An 18509-nucleotide genomic window follows, 5' to 3' on the forward strand; every position below is an offset into this window, starting at 1 on the left:
AAATATAGCAGTGCTCCACTACCGCGCGATGTCATTTTTGTTAAGAGGAAAGTGTCCGGAGCGGGCTAGACGGCATGGCTTTTCAGGAAACACACGCGTAAACGACAAATCCCCGCAGCAGCGGGGATCGGGGGTGTTCAACGCAGCGTGCACCTGGCCATGTTGGGGGTGCCGTCGGCCATCAGGCCACCGTTGCGGGCAATACGGGTACTACGGAGATGCGTCGGGCAGGGTCTGCCTCTGTGGGCGACTGCTGGCTGCCTGCTGCGGCTCCGGGCATGCGGAGCCGGTCTCTTCTTCGTCGTTCTTCAGGCGCATCGGGCCTGGTCCTGCCGGGTACTGCGGTATTTCATTGCTGCGGGTGCTGCCATCAAGCTGGCCGCATCGGCATTCAGATCTGCGATTGCAGCTTCCAGACGGCGTGCAGGTGGCTGTGATCCAGCTGGCGCAGGCGTACTTCCATTTCGAAGTGGTCGGTCACGCCTTCGAAGTAGGCGGCGTCATGCAGGTCGGTAGCATCGTTGCGCACGGGCTTCAGGGCATGGGCGGCGATGACTTGCTGGACAGCAAACTTCACCAGCTCGACCAGGGAGCGCAAATTGTTAGAAAAACCGGCATCTTTTGCCAATATACTGACGTTGTTCACGATGAATTCCTTCTGTTTGACGTTTGGGTGATTGAAGAATAAGGTCGCCCCCGGCTTTTGCAAAGCAACATTTTCCGTCACCACTATAAGTTTTTCTTACAGCATGTCTTCATCCTTACCCCCGCTCAAGGCCCTCAAGGTGTTCGAAGCGGCAGTCCGGACGCGGAGTCTGACGCTGGCGGCCCATGAACTTTTCATCACCCATAGCGCGGTCAGCCAGCAGATCAAAACGCTGGAAGAGTATTTCGAACAACCGTTGTTTTTACGCCAGTCGCGTGGCGTGGAACCCACAGAAGCGGCCCTGGCCTTCTATGCCGAGGTCAAGGCCAGCCTGGACCGCATTGCGCTGGCGGCCGAACAGCTGTCGCTGGCCGGCAAGAGCCGCGTGGTGCGCCTGATCGCCGCGCCCTCGGTGGCCATGCGCTGGCTGATTCCGCGCCTGTCGCAGTTCCAGATTGACAACCCGCGGATCGAGGTGCGCGTCACCACGACCATGTCGGAGTATTTCGAGGATGTGAAGGATCCTTTCGACGTCATCATCTGGCGCAGCCCGCTGGAGCGCAGCGGTTATGACTGCGTGCGCTTCCTGGATGACGTGTCGGTGCCGCTGGCCTCGCCGCACTTCCTGGAGACGCACCCGATCCGGGTCCCGCGCGATTTCGTGGAGGTGCCGCTGATCCACCTCTCCAGCCGGTCAGCGGCCTGGTCGCAGTGGCTGGGCAAGGCCGGGGTGGCGGTGCGGCGCAAGATGCCGGGGACGGTCTATGAACATTCCTTCCTGAGCCTGCAGGCGGCTGCTACTGACCAAGGCGTGGGCATGGGCACGCTGGCGCTGGTGGATGACGATCTGGCCGCAGGCCGGCTGGTGCGGCTGTTTCCGGAGATCGTGCTGCACGGGGAGGGTTACCACATGCTCTATCGCAGCAGCGCCGACACCAATCCGGCACTGAAGACTTTCATCATGTGGTTGAAGCAGATGGGCCAAGCGTCTTCGTTCGATCCGCAGCAGACCTGGCCGGCGGATTTTCCTGGCGAATATTGAGGGAGTCCATCCCCGCGCCGGGCGCGGGGACAAACGCGGCGAGGATCAGTCCGCCGACTTCAGCACATGCACCTTGCGATCTGCGATCAGGTCCTTGGACTTCTCGCGATAGTCAGTCATGTGCGGCAGGGTGAAGTGCAGTTTCAGCGCTTCTTCGTCCTTCCACTTCTCGACGAAGGCGAAGGTATCCGGCCCCAGCGGCGCCTGGTTCGGGCCGAAGCCATCCACATCCACCACCAGTCCATATTCGATGCAGCCTTCCTCGGCACGCACGGCGGCCAGGTTGGCGCGGGCGATGGCCAGCAGCGCTTCACGCTGGCCGGGCTTGGCGGTGATGATGGCGACGACGGTAACGGTGCTCATGCGGGAATTCTCCTATGCAAGGTGACGGACGCCGCCAGGGCGGCGGCGCGGGGCCACCAGCATACGCGATTTGTCGCGCCTCAGTTGAGACGGATCTTTTCCAGCAATTGCGTGATGTTGTAGCGCATCAGCGAGAGGTAGTCCGCTGCCGGACCATCCGGTTTCGACAATGCATCGGCGTACAGCTTGCCGCCCGGTGCCGTCCCGGATTCGCGGGCGATCTGCTGCAGCAGCTTGGGGTTGCTCATGTTCTCGAAGAACAGGGCCTTGATCTTCTCGCTGCGGATCTGGCGGATCAGCGAAGCCACCTCGCGGGCGCTGGGTTCGCTGTCGGTAGACACGCCCTGCGCAGCCAGGAAGCGCACCTTGTAGCGCGCACCGAAATATTCGAAGGCGTCATGCGAGGTGATGACCTTGCGCTTGGCATCCGGGATCTGGCTGAACTGGCGTGCAGCCCAGGCATCCAGGTCCTGCAGCTTGGCGACATAGGCCTCGCCGTTCTTGCGGTAGACCTCGGCACCGGCCGGGTCCAGCTTGGCCAGGGCGGTGACGATGTTGCGGGTGTAGACGATCACGTTCTGCGGATCCTGCCAGGCGTGCGGGTCGTCCTTGCCGTGATGTTCATGTCCGGCACCGTGGGCGTGATCGTCCTCATCGTCACCCACGCGCTCGCGCGGCTTGATGCCGGCCGAAGCCACCACGATGGGGCCACGGTAATTGGCCGACTGCGCCAGGCGCTCCATCCAGCCTTCGAAACCGAGGCCATTGACCACGATCAGTTTGGCACGCGAGACCGCCTTGATGTCATCCGGCGCGGGCTGGAAGACGTGCGCATCTTCATCCGGACCGACCAAGGTGGAGACGGCGATGCGCTCGCCGCCGACATTGGCGACCACGTCGCCCAGGATGCTGAAGCTGGCCAGCACCGGGATGCGCTCGGCAGCGGCCGCGGGCAGGCTCGCCGCCACGGCCAGGGCCGCCAGCAGCGCAGAGAGAGGACGAAACAGTTTCATGAATACTCCGGAGAAAGAGAAGCAGAAGAAATCAGCAATAGACAGGAGAAAGTGAAGTCTCAGGCCTGCAGGTGCGGTCGCCGCAACAGGCGCGGCAGCCAGCCGCGCGGGGCCAACAGCAGCGAGGCGGCATACAGCACGCCCGCGCAGACGATGATGACGGGGCCGGACGGCACCGAGGCGTAATACGAGATCAGCAGCCCTGCATACCCGGCCAGCGCCGCCTGCAGCACGCTGTTGCACAGCTGCGCAGGCAAGGTGTCGTGCCACAGCCGCGCCGAGACCGCCGGCAGCATCATCAGGCCGACCGCCATCAAGGTGCCCAGGGTCTGGAAGGAGGCCACCAGGTTCATCACCACCAGCATCAGGAATACCTGCTGGTAGATCGCGCCGCCGCTGCGTCCGCCGCCCACGGCCATATACGAGGGATCAAAACTCTCGAGCAGCAGCCCGCGATAGAGCGCGGCGATGCCCAGCACGCTGGCGCTGGCCACACCGGCAATGAGTACCAGGCCTTCGCTGTCCACGCCCAGCACGTTGCCGAAGAGGATGTGCAGCAGATCGAGCTGGGTGCCGTGGCGCGAAATCAGGATCACGCCCAGCGCCAGGGCCACCACGTAGATGGCAGCCAGGCTGGCGTCTTCCTTCAGTTCGGTATGGCGGCTGATCCAGCCGGCCACGGCCACCACCAGCACCCCGGCAGCAAACCCGCCGATGGACAGCGCCGGCAGCGACAGGCCGAAGAAGATGAAACCCACCGCCACACCCGGCAGCACGGCGTGGCTCAAGGCCTCGCCGAACAGGCTCATGCGGCGCAGGGTCAGCAGCACGCCCAGCGGGGCACTGCCCAGCGCCAGGGCAAAGGCAGCCACCAAAGCGCGGCGCATGAAGGAAAATTCCAGGAACGGGGCAATGGCCAGCGTTTGCAACGTCGAAAGTACGCTCATGCCTGGCCTCCCGGGCTGGCGGCATGGTGCGCGTGGGGATGCCCATGTGAATGTTCATGCGCATGGTCATGCACGCGCGACAAGGCCAGCACTTCCGCCTCGCTCACCTCGCAGACGCCGGCATGCTCATCGACCGCCTCGGCCATGGCGCGGGCGCGCTGCAGGTTTTCTTCACACATGACTTCGGCCGTCTCGCCCCAGGCCACCACATTGCGCGCCAGCAGCAAGGTCTGCGGGAAGGCGCGGCGCACCTGGTCGTGGTCGTGCAGCACCGCAATGACGGTACGGCGTTCGGCATGCCAGGCCGAGATGATGCGCAGCAGGTCGCCGGTGGTGCGGGCGTCGATGGCATTGAAGGGTTCGTCCAGCAGGATCACCTCGGCATCCTGCAGCAGGATGCGGGCAAACAGCACGCGCTGGAACTGCCCGACCGAGAGGCTGGACACCGGGCGGCCGGCAAAACCGTCCAGCCCGACTGCCGCCAGCGCCTGCACCGCACGCTGGCGCATGGCGGCGTCAATGCCGCCCCAGTTGCCCTTGGCCTGCCAGTAACCCAGTTGCACGCAGTCGATCACCGTGATGGGGAAGCTGCGGTCAATCTCGGCCTGCTGCGGCAGGTAGGCGATGCGGCGTGCATCGACATGGGTATGCACGCGTCCGTCATTGCAGCGCACCAGCCCCAGCATGGTCTTGAGCAGAGTGCTCTTGCCGGCCCCGTTGGGACCGACGATGGCGGTGAGCGAACCACGCGCAAAGGCCCCGTTGACATGGTGCAGGGCCGGATGGCGGCGATAGCTGACGGTGAGGTTGTCCAGCGAGATGGCAGCGTCCATGTCAGCCCTCCCCCAAGGCCCAGTGCACGCCCAGCCACAGCAGCAGGACTACGGGCACAACGGCCAGCACACGCTCCCACCAGGGGCTGGCGAGCACGCCTTGCTTCAACAGGAATCGAGAGAGAAACGACACGGCAGGCAATCTGAGAAGAAGCAACACGGGCACCGGACAAGGCGGCCAGCAAGGCCGGGAAGAGCACACTTGCCCGTTGGCGCAACCGAGTTGCAGAAACAGGAAAAGCAGGCATTATAATGCAACCCTGTTGCAGAATGTAACAACGCTGCAAATCTGCCCTTTGTCCGGGGCACAATGCCGCTCTGAGGGCGGATCTTCTGCCCTGGTTTGCAGTCTGTTTCCTTGCGTTGCCGGTTTGCCGCCCCCCCTTAAATTCTCTTTACAACAAGCACAAGAAAGAAGCCGCCCATGTTCCGATCCCGTCCATCGTTGCCCCTGATCCCTCTCGTCCTGCTGTCCTTGGCCAGCCTGCCAGCGCTGGCCGCCGATGAAGGCCATGACCATCATGGCAACCATCCCGCGCACGTGCACGGCGTGGGCAAGCTGGACGTGGCCCTGGAAGGCAACACCCTGACTTTGCACCTGGACAGCCCGCTGATCAACCTGGTCGGCTTCGAACACGCCGCCAGCAGCGGCAAGGACAAGGACACCGTGCGCGCCGCCGTCAAGAACCTGCGTGAGGTCAACCGCATGTTTGCCACCGATGCCGCTGCCCAGTGCAAGCCGGCCGAAGTACAGCTGGAGTCGGCCGTGCTGCCACCGGCTCTCCTGGGTGAGAAGACGCCCGCCAGCAGCGAGCCCGCCCCCAGCGATGGCCATGCCGACCTCGATGGCGATTTCACCCTGGTCTGCGCCACCCCTGGCGCACTCAATACGGTGGATGTGAGCGGCCTGTTTGCCGCCTTCCCCGGCTTCCAGCGCATCGACGTGCAACTGGCCACGCCCAAGAAGCAAGGTGCGGTGCAACTGGTGCCAGGCAGCGCCCTGATCCCCCTGAACTGATCCTCCGAACCGCCGGGGCCACTTGCCCCGGCGGCCAGTCAGGCCAATGACAGGCAGCGGCGCTATGATCGGCCCTGCCCCTCTGCCTCGGCACTCCTGCGCTTTTCCTTCATGTTGTCATGACTCTCCCTGAACGCCCCTCCCCGGCCGCCGCCATCGCCATGCGCGATCTGCGCTTCACCTGGCCCGGCCAGACGCACCCGGCGCTGGGCTTGCCGCATTTCCAGGTCGCGGCTGGTGAACATGTCTTCGTCAGCGGCCCCAGCGGCAGCGGCAAGAGCACCCTGCTGGCGGCCATCGGCGGCATCATCGTGCCGCAGGCCGGCACCGTGGAAGTCCTGGGCCAGCCGCTGCACAGCCTCTCGGCGGCGCGCCGGGACCGCTTCCGGGTGGATCACATCGGTTTCATCTTCCAGCAGTTCAATCTGCTGCCATATCTGTCGATCCTCGACAACGTGCTGCTGCCCTGCCAGTTCTCGTCCTACCGCAGGGAGCGTGCCGGCCAGCAAGGGGCCGATCTCAAGGGCGTGGCGCAATCCCTGCTGGCGGCGCTGGATCTGGCACCGGGCCTGTGGACGCGCCCCGTGACCCAACTCTCCATCGGCCAGCAGCAACGCGTGGCCGCCGCGCGCTCGCTGATCGGCCGTCCGGAAATCATCGTCGCCGATGAACCGACCTCGGCCCTGGACAGCGACCGCCAGCAAGCCTTCCTCGACCTGCTGCAGCGCGAATGTGCGCAGAGCGGCGCGGCGCTGGTCTTCGTCAGCCACGACCAGCGCCTGGCCGAACGCTTCAACCGCCGCATCGCGCTGGAACAGCTGAACCAGGCCGCCCGCCCCGAGGAGGCCGCATGAAGCTGCTCCTGCGACTGGCCGCGCGCAGCGCCTGGAACCGCCGCTTCACGCTGGGGCTGATGCTGCTGGCCATTGCCCTCTCTACCACCATGCTGCTGGGCATCGAACGGGTGCGCCATGAAGTGCGGGCCGGATTCTCGCAATCGGTGTCCGGCACGGACCTGGTGGTCGGTGCGCGGACCAGTCCGATCCAGCTGATGCTGTACGCCATCTTCCGCATCGGCGGCGCCACCAACAACATGGGCTGGGACAGTGCCCAGACCCTGGCGCGCAATCCGGCGGTGGCCTGGACCATCCCGATCTCGCTGGGCGATTCGCATCGCGGCTTCCCGGTGCTGGCCACCAACGGCGATTACTTCACCCATTTCCGCTATGGCAGCGGCCAGTCGCTCAAGCTGGCCCAAGGCCAGCCCTTTGCCGGCGTCTTCGATGCCGTGCTGGGGGCGGACGTGGCCGACAAGTTGCACTATCACCTCGGAGACGTCATCGTCCTGGCCCATGGCATGGGTGGTCTCGGGCTGACCCAGCACGCCGACAAACCCTTCAAGGTGGTCGGCATCCTGGCCCGCACCGGCACCCCGGTGGACCGCACGGTACATATCGGCCTGGATGGCATGCAGGCCATCCACCTTGACTGGGAAGGCGGTGCGCCCTTGCCGGGGGTGCATATCCCGGCCGAATTCGTGAAGAAATTCAACCTGACGCCGACCAGCATCACCGCCGTCCTGGTGGGCCTGAAGAGCCGCGCCCGCGTGTTCGCCGTGCAGCGCGCCATTGCCGATGGCGATGGCTTCAAGGAGCCCTTGATGGCCGTGCTGCCGGGCGTGGCGCTGGACCAGCTGTGGGACGTGGTCGGTATCGGCGAGAACGCCTTGCTGGTGGTCTCGGGCATGGTGGTGGTGGTCGGCCTGGCCGGGCTGGTGGCGGCGATCCTGGCCAGCCTGGGCGAGCGGCGGCGCGAGCTGGCCATTCTGCGCTCGGTCGGAGCGCGTCCGCTGGATGTGCTGTGGCTGCTGTGCGTGGAGGGATTGGGCGTGATGCTGTGCGGCGTGCTGGCGGGGCTGTTGCTGCTGAGCGGACTGATCTGGGTGCTGGGGCCGATGCTGGCTGACCAGTTCGGCATCGCCCTGCATCCCGCCTGGCCGGCGGCAGGCGAATTACAATTGCTGCTCTGGACCGTGCTGGCCGGACTGGTGGCCAGCCTGTTGCCGGCCTGGCGCGCGTATCGCCTGAGCCTGGCGGACGGCCTGACACCAAGACTCTGATCTGGAAGCCATGATATGAAGACTCTTTACTGGATAGGCGGCATCGTGGTCGCCGGCCTGTGGGCCGGGCTCGGCGTGCGCCTGCTCTCGCAAGTCAACGCCCACGCGGCCCCGGCGGCCGCGCCTGCAGCGGTCAGCGCAGCCCCGGCGACGTCTGCCGCGCTGGCCGGCGCGGTCCCCGCCGTCACGGCACGCGCCGATGCCGGCAGCACCGTGCCGGGCGTGGCGGACGCATCCAACGGCCCCTACAAGGTCGGCGACCAGTTGCAGCAAAGTGCCGCCGTGACCGAAAAGCCTTACCAGGCCTCGGGCAAGATGGTGAACGGCTTCCAGGAGATCGCCTGGGAATCGTTGATCCCCAAGGACTGGGACCCGATGGCCCCCTTCAAGGGCTTGAAACTGGACCAGATGACCGATGACGATCCGCGTGCCGATGCGGCGCTGTGGAAGGCCAAGAAATACTGGAAGGATGCCCCGGTCGACCCGGCCATGGAAGGCAAGCCGGTGCGCCTGCCCGGCTTCGTGGTGTCCCTGGACCGGGAAGGCGAGGCACTCAAGGAATTCCTGCTGGTCCCCTACTTCGGTGCCTGCATTCACGTGCCGCCACCGCCGGCCAACCAGATCATTCACGTCAAGAGCGCCAAGGCCGTCAAGAATGTGCGCACCATGGATGCGGTGTGGATCAGCGGCGTGCTCAAGGTGGAACGCTCGGATTCTTCCATGGGGGCCTCCAGCTACAGCATGAAAGCGGTCAGCGTTGAACCCTACAGCGCGCCGGACAAGAGCTGAGTCGTCGCCCCGACGGCTTATCCCCAGTTTCTCCGCTGCCTCCTCCAAGGCCTGCCCTGCGCAGGCCTTATCCACATTTTACGGGGGCAAGCTTGTGGACAAGGCTTTGACAAGCCACCCAAGCCCTTGATTCTTCAGTACTTTTCCCTCCCGCCTCGGCAACGCGCAGAAATGGTGCAGTCGCCTTCCGCCCATCTCGCCGCCCTGACTTGTCCTTGTCCCTTGAGCGGATATCCACATTTTTTGGGAGCAAGCCTGTGGAGAAGCGCTGGGCAAGTCAGGCAAGGTCTTGATTGCAAAGGACTTTCCTTAGCCGAGGCTGCAGCAGGCAAAAAACGGGCGGCCCGGCAGACCCGATAAGCGTTGCAGGACCTGCAAGGATATCCACATTTTCTGGGAGCAAGCTTGTGGAGAAGCACTTGACAAGGCACTCAAGCCGTTGATTCAAAACAACTTTTCATTAACGCAACTGCGGCCGGCAAAGACCACCCAAATACGCCCGACCTTGGCTTTTCAGCTTGCTCCGAACTCGAAATACGGCATTGCCAGGCGCTTCCGGCAGGATATCCACACATTTTGGGAGCAAGCCTGTGGACAAGCGCTTGACAAGAGATCCAAGTAATTGATTACAAAGGAAAAACCATTTCAGATGCAAACCCGGGCAGTTTTTTGGCGCACCAGTCCGTCCGCCGCAAAGCCGCGCCCAGACTGGCCGAGCGGGGTGATATCCACACTTTTTGGGAGCAAGCCTGTGGAAAAGCACTGGACAAGCCACTCAAGCCATTGATTGTTAAGGGCTTTATGAAAAATGATACGAGACGGGCAAGGCCCGTTGGCCTGCAGCCCTTGCATGGATATCCACATTTTTTGGGAGCAAGCCTGTGGAAAAGCGCTGGGTAAGCGCATCAAGTCGTTGATTGCAAAGGGAATTCACCACCAGGGCAGCGGATGGGCAATCGGCGGGCAACACGGGGAGCAGAAGAGAGGAAAAAGCGATGAGCAGGCCCCGGTGACGGAGCCTGCCCGGAAGGGAGGGACGCACCCCGCGCCGCGCACCGACAAGCTTGCGCCTGACGGGAAGGGAGGACTGCGGCTTCCATCACGTGTGCGACCTGCCGGGTTACGACGCCACTGTCCGGCCTGGGCGTGAAGCATGAAGCTGGGAGAAACTGGCTGACCCGCAGAAAAAAAGGCCTGCGACGCGCTCGCATCGCAGGCAACAACATCTGCACAGGGTCAGAGGAGACGTGTTGAAGTCTAGTAGCCGCGTATGACCGCGCCATGACAGTGCACAGGGGAGATGAAGGAAAAAGCGAGAACGGCAGCGGCCGGGAGAAAAGTGATACCGAAAATGTCATGAAGCCGTCATAACGACGAACTATAGTGTGAACCTTAGTGCGGTACATGCAACCGATATGCATGATCGCATGGTGTGTTGGACATCAGTCCAGCACACCCTCCTCTCGGAGGCATCCGCCTCCATGACATTCCCGAACTACATTACTGAAGAAAAACGACGGACGTCTTACCAGACGCCTTCGATGGCCGTGGCCTGCAGTTTGATGCGCGAGACTTCGCCATCGGCGCCTTGCAAGGCCAGGTCATCCGGCATGGCCTTGGGCGGCTTGCGGAACCATTCCAGGCACAGTTGCGACAGATTGGTCAGCGCTTTCTTGGCCATGAACTGCTGCAACAGCTCACGCGTCAGTTCCAGGTTGGAAGCCAGGTAGAAGTCGCCCGGCTTGGCCAGCGCCTGCACGTCCGCGCTCATGCGCTGCAGGTCTTTCTGGAACATCTGGCGCGGCACCGGCAGTGGGTGGCCGGCCGAAACCAGCAGCTCCTGGAACAGCGGTGCCATGAAGTCCAGCGCATAGCCGTCGCACTGTACCCAGGCGTGGAAGGCGTCCTGGTGGCTGGTGACGCTTTGGCCGTCTTCGGCCAGTGAACCAAAGGACAGCGCGCCGCCCCCATCTTCACGAATCAGGTAGAAGGCCGCTCCGGCGACCGGGAAGGCATTGCGCTTGTAGAACTTCTTGAGGATCTGGGCGGCGGTGACGGAAAAGAAGAAACTGGCGGCCGGGATGTCCGCTTCCACGCTGTGCAGCACGGAATGGATGACGCGGAAGATGCGTTGGTAATCGGCCAGGGGGATCAATGGGCGCAGGTTCTGCGCGGAGGAATGTGAGCTTTGCATGGGCGCTATTTTCTCATGGAAAAGAACGGGCAAGCCGCTAGGCCGCTCCACGGGTGTGCCGGACTGCACACTCCCGTTGCGTGACGCGCTTTGGAACAAAAGCGGCTGCACGACTTGCCGTTCCACCCTCAAGACATGTTTACTACGCAAAACTTGCTGCTACTGCTACGGCTACTTCAACTGCTGCTACGCACTGCAACTGCAACTACCACTACAAACCCATTGCAAAACGAAACGACATTGGTTCACTGCTGCTGCGGATGCTTGCTGTTGTTGCAGGCACTACCCCTAGTGCCACGCAACGGTACTGCCTTTGCTGCTTCACTCCCCCTCGCTTCACTTCCCCTCACTTGCCCTGCTATCCCTCGCCCCCAGGCACTGCTCCCCTGGAATTCAATCCGGCTTCTTCGGTTCCTGCATGAAGCAGGTGCAATCGACATCGTGATACTGTGCGCAGTGCTGCAGCGACGGCCGGGTCAGGCCATTGTCGAACAGCGAACGGTCTTCGGCATCCACCTTCACGTAGCGCAGGGCCGAGGCCATCACCTGCTGGTCGCGCCGGCCGATGTCGTCCAGCGACACTTCCAGGCTGCCCCACTCCTTGTCGGTCTTGACGAAGAGATACATCAGTACGGTGCAGAAGACCAGGTAGCTGATGAACATCAGGGTGATTTCACCCGGTACGGATTCGGTAACGAAATGCATGGCTGGCTCCTAAGGCAAGATTCTTGGTCAAGGTCTTGCGTGCCAGTCACGACCCCACTTTGTGGTCGGGGGTCCGGGGCACAGACCGTGTTTCATTGGTTCCCATGGTAGTGGCCCAACGTGACTGCGAACATCGGGGAATTCCTGATCCTGCAACGCGGCTTGTCAGCTCGACAGCAAGCTGGCACAAGGCTTTGCCGCATATCAAGCTCTTCCATGACCTGTAAAAGTTACGTGAATTTCATGCCGAGCTGCCGCAGGGAAACAGCCGAAAAAAAACCCGCCAGGCTTGCGCGTGGCGGGTTCAGGCTCGAATTGTCCAAGTCCAAGGACGTCTGAGGAGACGCCCTTAATTTACCGGGCTACGCAGCGGCTGAAAACGAAGCATTCGTCATGCGCTTATGCTGTTGATGCATAAGCCGCGCGCTGCCCCTCTCAGCCAGCCTTGACGGGCAGCCAGCGCTCCACCAGCCGGGTCCAGAAGGCAGCTCCCACCGGGATGGTGGCATCATTGAAATCGTAGCCTGCGTTGTGCAGCATGGGCTGGCCCTGCCCGTTGCCCACCCGCAAGAAGCAGCCAGGGCGCTGTTGCAGGAAGTAGGCAAAATCCTCGCTGCCGGCAATCGGACCGAAGGGCGCGATCACCTTCTCCGCACCCACCAGTTCCTCAGCCACGCTACGGGCGAATTCGGTTTCGGCATCGCTGTTGACCAGCACCGGATAGCCGCGCAGGTACTCGATATCTGCCCGCGCACCGTAGCTCTCGGCATGCAGCGCCACCAAGGCGCGGATGCGTTCTTCCAGCAACGCGCGCACCTCGGGCTTGAAGGAGCGCACGCTCAACTCCAGCGTGGCGAATTCGGGAATCACGTTGGAGGCCTTGCCCGCATGCAGGCTGCCGACCGTGACCACTGCCGTTTCCATCGGATCGACATTGCGCGAGACCACCGTCTGCAAGGCCATCACCAGGCTGGCGGCAGCCACCACCGGATCGACCGACAGGTGCGGACGCGCCGCGTGGCTGCCGCGCCCGGTGAGGCGGATCTTGACGGTATCGCAGGCCGCCATGAAGGGACCGCTCCTGAACATGAATGTGCCCGCTTCCACGCCCGGATGATTGTGGATGCCAAAGACGGCATCGCAGGGAAAACGTTCGAAGAGCCCATCGGCCAGCATCTTCTGCGCGCCGCTGTCGAAGCCAGCTTCCTCGGCCGGCTGGAAGATCAGGTGCAGCGTGCCGTCAAAACGGCGGGTGCGGGCCAGGTGCTTGGCGGCACCCAGCAGCATGGCGGTATGGCCATCATGGCCACAGGCGTGCATGGCACCGGGCTTCACGCTGGCCCAGTCCAGGCCGGTTTCTTCGTGGATGGGCAAGGCATCCATGTCGGCGCGCAGGCCGATGCTGCGGGTACTGCTGCCGGCTTTGAGGGTGGCGACCAGGCCATTGCCGCCGATGTGGCGGGTGACGGTATAGCCCCACTCTTCCAGGCGCGAGGCGACCAGGGCAGCGGTATCGACTTCCTCGAAGGACAGTTCGGGATGCTGGTGCAGATGGCGGCGGATGCCGGTGATTTCGTCGTGGATATCGTGCAGGTCGGCGACCTCGCACAGGGCGTGTTCATGCGGGTGACTCATTGTTTCTCCGTGGGGGATGGGCGTCGCGCCAGCACATCGCGGCCCTGCTCGGCCAGGTCCCAGAACAGGCCCGCCATCAGCTGCAGCGACTCGCGCGATACGCTGGCCAGTATATGCTCGTTGGGCGCGTGCTGTGAGCAGGCCGGATAGGAGTGCGGCACCCACAGCGTCGGCAGGCCGAGGGTCTCGGAGAAGACATCGTTGGGCAGCGAGCCTCCCAGGTTGGGCAGCAAGGTCGGTGTCTTGCCGGTGCTCTCCTGCAGCGAGGCCAGGCCCCAGCGCACCCATTCATCATCCGGATCGAGCCGGGTCGCGGAAAACTGCACGCCCGACAGCGTCACCTGCACATCGTCATAGCCGTGCTCATCCAGATGTGCGCGGATGTGTTCGATGAAATGCGCATCATCGCTGCCGACCACGAAGCGGATCTGGCAATGCGCCGTGGCGCGCCCCGGAATGGCATTGACGGGCGCCTCGGGATTGCCGGTCTTGAAGGCCAGCACTTCCAGCGTATTCCAGCCGAAGACGCGCTCGGCGGGCGTGAGGTCGGGCTCGCCCCAATCCGGATCGATCTCGGGATCGGTGGGGCCGCCGCCCAGCTTGACGCTGGCCAGGGCCTTGCGCACGCTCTGCGGCAAGGCATCGGGTAGCAATGCCGGCACGCGGATGGCACCGCGTTCATCGACCAGGCAGGCGATCGCATTGGCCAGGCGCACGCCGGGATTGCGCAGCAGGCCGCCCCAGTTGCCGGAGTGATGGCCGCCGTCGCGCAGATGGCAGGTCAGATCAAAGTTGCAGCCGCCGCGCGAGCCCAGGAACATGGTCGGCGTGGGAGCGTTCACGCGCGGGCCGTCGGAGGCGATGAAGAGATCAGCCTTCAGGCGCTCTGCATACTGGCGGCAGACTTCGTTCAGGCCGGGTGACCCGGTTTCCTCGCCCATTTCCAGGATCAGCTTGACGTTGTAGCCGAGCTTGCCGCCGCGTACCTTCATGACTTCTTCCAGCGCGGCCAGGTTGATGGTGTGCTGGGCCTTGTTGTCGGCGATGCCGCGTCCGTACCAGCGTTCGCCCTCGACCACGATCTCCCACGGCGAGAGGCCGGCGCGCCATTGATTGTCATAGCCGCGCACCACGTCGCCATGCCCGTAGGTCAGCAAGGTGAAGGCGGCCCCCTCCTCGAGGCGCTCGGCGATCAGGAAGGGACTGCCGCCCGGCAACGGATTGTCGATCACTTCGCAGTCAAATCCCAGCGTGACGAGATAAGGCGTGATCTCCTGCCGCAGGTAGTCGTAGAGGATGGGCAGGCTGGCCGCTTCCTGGCTCTCGGTACGGATGGCCACGCGGCGCTTCAGGGTTTCCATGAAACGGCCGTCGTCGAAGTAAGCCTGTACGCCGGCGATGGCTTGTGCTCTGCTCATGCTGCTGCTCCTTGGTTTTTTTCAGTTTGGTTCATGTGTTCAGGCGGCTGCCGCCAGCGCCGGAATACCCAGGCCCGGATCGGGCGTCAGCGCCGAGGCCAGCAGCATGCGGGTATACGGATGCTGGGGATCGCTGAAGAGTTGTTCACGTGAGGCCAATTCCACGATGCTGCCCTTGTTCATCACGGCCACCCGGTCCACCAGATGCTCCACCACGCCCAGGTCGTGGCTGATGAACAGGTAGGTCAGCCCGAACTCGGCCTTCAGGTCCAGCAGCAGGTTCAGGATCTGCGCCTGCACCGACACATCCAGCGCCGAGGTCGGTTCGTCGCAGATGAGGATGTCGGGCCGCAGGATCAGTGCCCGCGCAATCGCCACCCGCTGCCGCTGGCCGCCGGAGAGCTGGTTGGGATATTGCGTGTGGGTGCGCTCCGGCATGCCGACCAGATCGAGGATCTGGCGCACCTGGCGATTGCGCTCGGCCGCATTGCCGATGCCATGCAGCTTCAGCGGCAGGCCGACGATCTCGCCCACGGTCTTGCGCGGATTGAGCGACGAATACGGGTCCTGGAAGATCGGCTGGATGTGCCGTGCATGCGCGCGGCGCTCGGTCGGATCGACCTCCTGGCCATTGATGAGCACGTTGCCCGACGTCGGCGCCAGCAGCCCCAGCAGCATCTTGGCCAGGGTGCTCTTGCCGCAGCCGGACTCGCCGACCAGGCCCAGCGTCTCGCCGCGATAAAGACGCAGCGACACGTCATCGACCGCCTTCAGTTCACCCGGTGCCTGGAACAGCCCGCGCTTGAGCGGATACACCTTCGACAAGGCGCACAGTTCCAGCGCAATATCGTCGAGCGGTGGCCGTGGTGTCAGGGAAGTGTTCATGCTGCCACCCCCATCGCCGACACCGGCGCATCGAGCTTGAAACAGCGCGCCTCATGCGGCAAGCCGGGGCCGCCCTGCTGCACCATGGGCGGATCCTGTTCGCAGCCGCTGTCGGCCAGGGTACAGCGATTGCGGAAGGCGCAGCCGCTGACCTGCCCGACCAGGCTGGGCACCACGCCCGGAATGGCTTGCAGCCTGCTGCCCGGCAAGGTCTTGCCGCGCACCGGGATGCAATTGAGCAAGCCGCGCGTGTAGGGATGGCGCGGCTGCGCGAAGAGTTGGGCCACACCGCTGGTCTCCACCACCTGCCCCGCATACATCACGGCCACGCGATCGGCGATGCGCGAGACCACGCCCAGGTCATGCGTGATGAAAATGACCGCAGTCCCGAACTCCTGCTGCAGTTCGCGGATCATGCGCAGGATCTGCGCCTGGATGGTCACGTCCAGTGCGGTAGTGGGTTCGTCGGCGATGATCAGGTCCGGGCTGCACATGAGCGACATGGCGATCATCACGCGCTGGCGCAGGCCGCCGGAGAGCTGGTGCGGATACTGGCGCAGGCGGTCTTCGGCGTTGCTGATGCCGGTCCGGTGCAGCAGGTAGAGCGCACGTTCGCGTGCCTCGCCACGTGTGACGCCCGGCTGCTGCAGCATCGCCTCGCAAAGCTGGTTGCCCAGCGTGTAGGCGGGATTCAGCGACGTCATCGGCTCCTGGAAGATCATCGACATGCGCTTGCCGCGCAACTGCATGCGCTGCCGTTCGCTCATGGTGTTGAGATCCGCGCCATCGAAGAGGATGTGGTCGGCACTGCATTGCGCCTTGCGCGGCAGCAGGCCCATCAAGGCCAGCGAAGTCATGGACTTGCCACAGCCGGACTCGCCGACCAGGCACAGCATCTCTCCCTTGCGCACCTGGAAATCGATGCCGCGCACGGCATGCAGCATGCCGTTTTCGGTGGGCAGATCCACCTTCAGGTTCTTCACGTCCAGCAATATGCTCATGGTGTGCTCCTTGCGTGAACCCTCAGTTAGTTGCGGCCGTCGGGCGCATTGACATCGCGCAGGCCATCGCCGACCAGGTTGATCGCCAGCACCAGCAGCGCCAGCGCCACACCTGGAATGACGATCACCCAGGGCTTGAAGAACATGTAGGTCTTGCCCTCGGCCACCATCAGGCCCCACGACGGCGTGGGCGGCTGCACGCCCAGTCCGAGGAAGGACAGCGTGGCTTCCAGCAGAATGGCGTGGGCCATTTCGAGCGTCGCCACGACGATCAGTGCACCCATGATGTTGGGCAGGATCTCGCGCAGCAGGATGTAGGGGGTCGAGGCCCCGATGGCCTTGGCGGCCGCGATGAATTCGGCATCGCGCAATTGCTGCGTGGCCGAGCGCGTGACCACCGCAAAGCGGTCCCACAGCAACAGCCCCAGCAGCACGATCACCACCTTCAGCGAGCCGCCGACCAGCGAGGCCATGGCCAGCGCCACCAGCACCACCGGCATGGCCAGGCGCGTGGTGATGAGATAGCTGATGACGGCATCGGTGCGTCCGCCGAAGTAACCGGCCAGCACGCCCAGGGTGGTACCGATCAGGCCCGAGATCAGCGCGGCGGCAATGCCGATGGTCAGCGAGACGCGCGCACCGAAGATCAGCCGCGAGAGATAGTCGCGCCCCAGCTTGTCGGTACCGAGGATGTGTTCCCAGCTGCCCTGGGCCTGCCACACCGGCGGGATCAGGCGCGCCGTGACATCCTGCTCGAAGGGATCATGCGGCGCCAGCAGCGGTGCGAAGATCGCCGCCAGCACGATGACGGCCAGGAACAGTGCGCCCAGCACCAGGCCGCGATGGCCCAGCAGGCGGCGCAGCTTGCGGCGCCACGCCGGCAGCGGTGGCAAGGCCGCACTCAACACGGCAGGGGGCGGCAAAGTGGATGATGAGGTAACGCTCATGTCGTCTCCAGACAAGATCAGCGGGTACGGATGCGCGGGTCCAGCAGCGCATTGATGACATCGGCCAGGAAGGTCAGGCCGATGTAGAACATGGCGATGATGAGCACCACGGCTTGCACCACGGGATAGTCGTTGCGCGAGATGGCGTCCCATGCGAGCTGACCCAGCCCCTGCATCGAGTAGACCGATTCGATGACCACCGAGCCCCCCAGCATGAATCCCAGCTCAACTGCCGCCAGCGCCACCACCGGGATGACCGCATTGCGCAAGGCATGCTTGAACACCACCCGTGATTTGGAGAGGCCCTTGGCACGTGCCGTGCGGATGTAGTCCGAACCCAGCACCTCCAGCATGCCCGAGCGGGTCAGCCGCATCATGGCGGGCATGGCGTAGTAGCCCAGCGCCACGGCCGGCAGGATGAAATGCTGCCAGCTCTCGTTGCCGGCCACCGGCAGCCAGTGCAGGGTGACGGCGAAGAGGAGGATCAGCGTCAGGCCGAACCAGAAGCTGGGCATGGCTTGCCCCACCACGGCGATCAGCAGCGCCGTGCGATCCAGCCAGGTATCCCGATAGAGCGCCGCCAGCACGCCCAATGGAATGGCGGTCAGGATCGCCAGCAGCAAGGCGCTGCCGCCGAGTTTGAAGGTGATGGGCAGGCGTTCGGAAATCATTTCCATCACCGGCCCCTGGAAGTAGAAGGACTTGCCGAAGTCGAGCTGCACGGCGCGCCCCAGCCAGTCCACGTATTGCGTGGTCAGCGGACGGTCCAGGCCGAACTGGGTACGCACCGATTCGACCTGGGCCGCGGTGGCTTCCGGCCCGGCGATGGAGACCGCCAGATCTCCGGAGAGATGCAGCAAGGTAAAGCTGACGACGGACACCGTCAGCGCCACGCACAAGGCGATGGCGAGGCGGCGCAGGAGGTAGATCAACATGGCGATCCTTCCTTGCAGA

At 63.8% G+C, this 18509-nt stretch carries 19 protein-coding genes; 5 read left to right on the top strand and 14 right to left on the bottom strand.

The genetic code is table 11. The features are described from left to right. Window positions 1-391: 391 nt before the first annotated feature. Window positions 392-730: a hypothetical protein gene (locus MKD49_RS01555; RefSeq protein ID WP_252695252.1), complete on the bottom strand. Its 339-nt coding sequence runs from the start codon at window positions 728-730 to the stop codon at window positions 392-394. Window positions 731-749: 19 nt separating this feature from the next. Here MKD49_RS01555 and MKD49_RS01560 point away from each other — a divergent pair, with 19 nt between their 5' ends. Beyond that, window positions 750-1688, top strand: coding sequence for a LysR substrate-binding domain-containing protein (locus MKD49_RS01560; RefSeq protein WP_252695253.1), 939 nt, complete (start codon window positions 750-752; stop codon window positions 1686-1688). 45 nt (window positions 1689-1733) lie between these two features. Here the strand turns inward: MKD49_RS01560 and MKD49_RS01565 are convergent, their stop codons facing one another. The 5 genes from MKD49_RS01565 to MKD49_RS26400 form a co-directional block, all read right to left on the bottom strand. Next, window positions 1734-2051, bottom strand: a complete 318-nt coding sequence (locus MKD49_RS01565; RefSeq protein ID WP_039784852.1) for a putative quinol monooxygenase — start codon at window positions 2049-2051, stop codon at window positions 1734-1736. 80 nt (window positions 2052-2131) lie between these two features. Further along, a complete protein-coding gene (locus tag MKD49_RS01570; protein WP_134136120.1) occupies window positions 2132-3064 on the bottom strand; it encodes a metal ABC transporter substrate-binding protein in 933 nt (310 codons plus the stop codon). Window positions 3065-3123: 59 nt separating this feature from the next. After that, window positions 3124-4011 carry a metal ABC transporter permease gene (locus MKD49_RS01575; protein ID WP_039784850.1) on the bottom strand — a complete coding sequence of 296 codons (888 nt, stop codon included), beginning with the start codon at window positions 4009-4011 and terminating at the stop codon, window positions 3124-3126. Then, window positions 4008-4844: a zinc ABC transporter ATP-binding protein AztA gene (gene aztA / locus MKD49_RS01580; protein ID WP_039784849.1), complete on the bottom strand. Its 837-nt coding sequence runs from the start codon at window positions 4842-4844 to the stop codon at window positions 4008-4010. Before aztA ends, MKD49_RS01575 begins: the two co-directional genes overlap by 4 nt. A 1-nt stretch (window position 4845) precedes the next feature. After that, entirely contained in the window at window positions 4846-4977 is a 132-nt protein-coding gene (locus MKD49_RS26400; protein WP_256497406.1) for a hypothetical protein, read from the bottom strand. Between the two features lie 291 nt (window positions 4978-5268). Here MKD49_RS26400 and MKD49_RS01585 point away from each other — a divergent pair, with 291 nt between their 5' ends. The 4 genes from MKD49_RS01585 to MKD49_RS01600 all read left to right on the top strand — a co-directional run bounded on the left by MKD49_RS01585 (window position 5269) and on the right by MKD49_RS01600 (window position 8770). Beyond that, complete coding sequence (locus MKD49_RS01585; RefSeq protein WP_252695254.1) at window positions 5269-5862, top strand: DUF2796 domain-containing protein; 594 nt, start codon at window positions 5269-5271, stop codon at window positions 5860-5862. A 119-nt stretch (window positions 5863-5981) separates the two neighbouring features. Further along, a complete protein-coding gene (locus MKD49_RS01590; protein WP_252695255.1) occupies window positions 5982-6716 on the top strand; it encodes an ABC transporter ATP-binding protein in 735 nt (244 codons plus the stop codon). Next, window positions 6713-7981 carry an ABC transporter permease gene (locus MKD49_RS01595; protein ID WP_252695256.1) on the top strand — a complete coding sequence of 423 codons (1269 nt, stop codon included), beginning with the start codon at window positions 6713-6715 and terminating at the stop codon, window positions 7979-7981. Before MKD49_RS01590 ends, MKD49_RS01595 begins: the two co-directional genes overlap by 4 nt. A 15-nt stretch (window positions 7982-7996) precedes the next feature. Continuing rightward, entirely contained in the window at window positions 7997-8770 is a 774-nt protein-coding gene (locus MKD49_RS01600) for a DUF3299 domain-containing protein (RefSeq protein WP_121042167.1), read from the top strand. A 1525-nt stretch (window positions 8771-10295) separates the two neighbouring features. On the opposite strand, the gene MKD49_RS01605 is transcribed toward MKD49_RS01600, so the two are convergent. The 8 genes from MKD49_RS01605 to MKD49_RS01640 form a co-directional block, all read right to left on the bottom strand. Next, window positions 10296-10964: a DUF2026 family protein gene (locus tag MKD49_RS01605; protein ID WP_039784845.1), complete on the bottom strand. Its 669-nt coding sequence runs from the start codon at window positions 10962-10964 to the stop codon at window positions 10296-10298. 393 nt (window positions 10965-11357) lie between these two features. Continuing rightward, window positions 11358-11669 carry a hypothetical protein gene (locus MKD49_RS01610; RefSeq protein ID WP_121042171.1) on the bottom strand — a complete coding sequence of 104 codons (312 nt, stop codon included), beginning with the start codon at window positions 11667-11669 and terminating at the stop codon, window positions 11358-11360. Between the two features lie 435 nt (window positions 11670-12104). Then, window positions 12105-13304 (bottom strand): M20 aminoacylase family protein, encoded by a 1200-nt coding sequence (locus MKD49_RS01615; protein WP_252695257.1) that lies wholly within the window; start codon window positions 13302-13304, stop codon window positions 12105-12107. Continuing rightward, entirely contained in the window at window positions 13301-14722 is a 1422-nt protein-coding gene (locus MKD49_RS01620) for a M20 family metallopeptidase (RefSeq protein ID WP_252695258.1), read from the bottom strand. Before MKD49_RS01620 ends, MKD49_RS01615 begins: the two co-directional genes overlap by 4 nt. A gap of 39 nt (window positions 14723-14761) precedes the next feature. Beyond that, window positions 14762-15607, bottom strand: coding sequence for an ATP-binding cassette domain-containing protein (locus MKD49_RS01625; RefSeq protein WP_252695259.1), 846 nt, complete (start codon window positions 15605-15607; stop codon window positions 14762-14764). Further along, window positions 15604-16608, bottom strand: a complete 1005-nt coding sequence (locus MKD49_RS01630; RefSeq protein ID WP_252695260.1) for an ABC transporter ATP-binding protein — start codon at window positions 16606-16608, stop codon at window positions 15604-15606. Before MKD49_RS01630 ends, MKD49_RS01625 begins: the two co-directional genes overlap by 4 nt. A 26-nt stretch (window positions 16609-16634) precedes the next feature. Then, entirely contained in the window at window positions 16635-17555 is a 921-nt protein-coding gene (locus MKD49_RS01635; protein ID WP_252695261.1) for an ABC transporter permease, read from the bottom strand. Window positions 17556-17572: 17 nt separating this feature from the next. Next, window positions 17573-18490, bottom strand: a complete 918-nt coding sequence (locus MKD49_RS01640) for an ABC transporter permease (protein WP_121042182.1) — start codon at window positions 18488-18490, stop codon at window positions 17573-17575. Window positions 18491-18509 lie beyond the last annotated feature (19 nt).

Origin of the sequence: Herbaspirillum sp. WGmk3 (assembly GCF_023952535.1) — a bacterium.
GTDB classification, from domain to species: domain Bacteria; phylum Pseudomonadota; class Gammaproteobacteria; order Burkholderiales; family Burkholderiaceae_D; genus Herbaspirillum; species Herbaspirillum huttiense.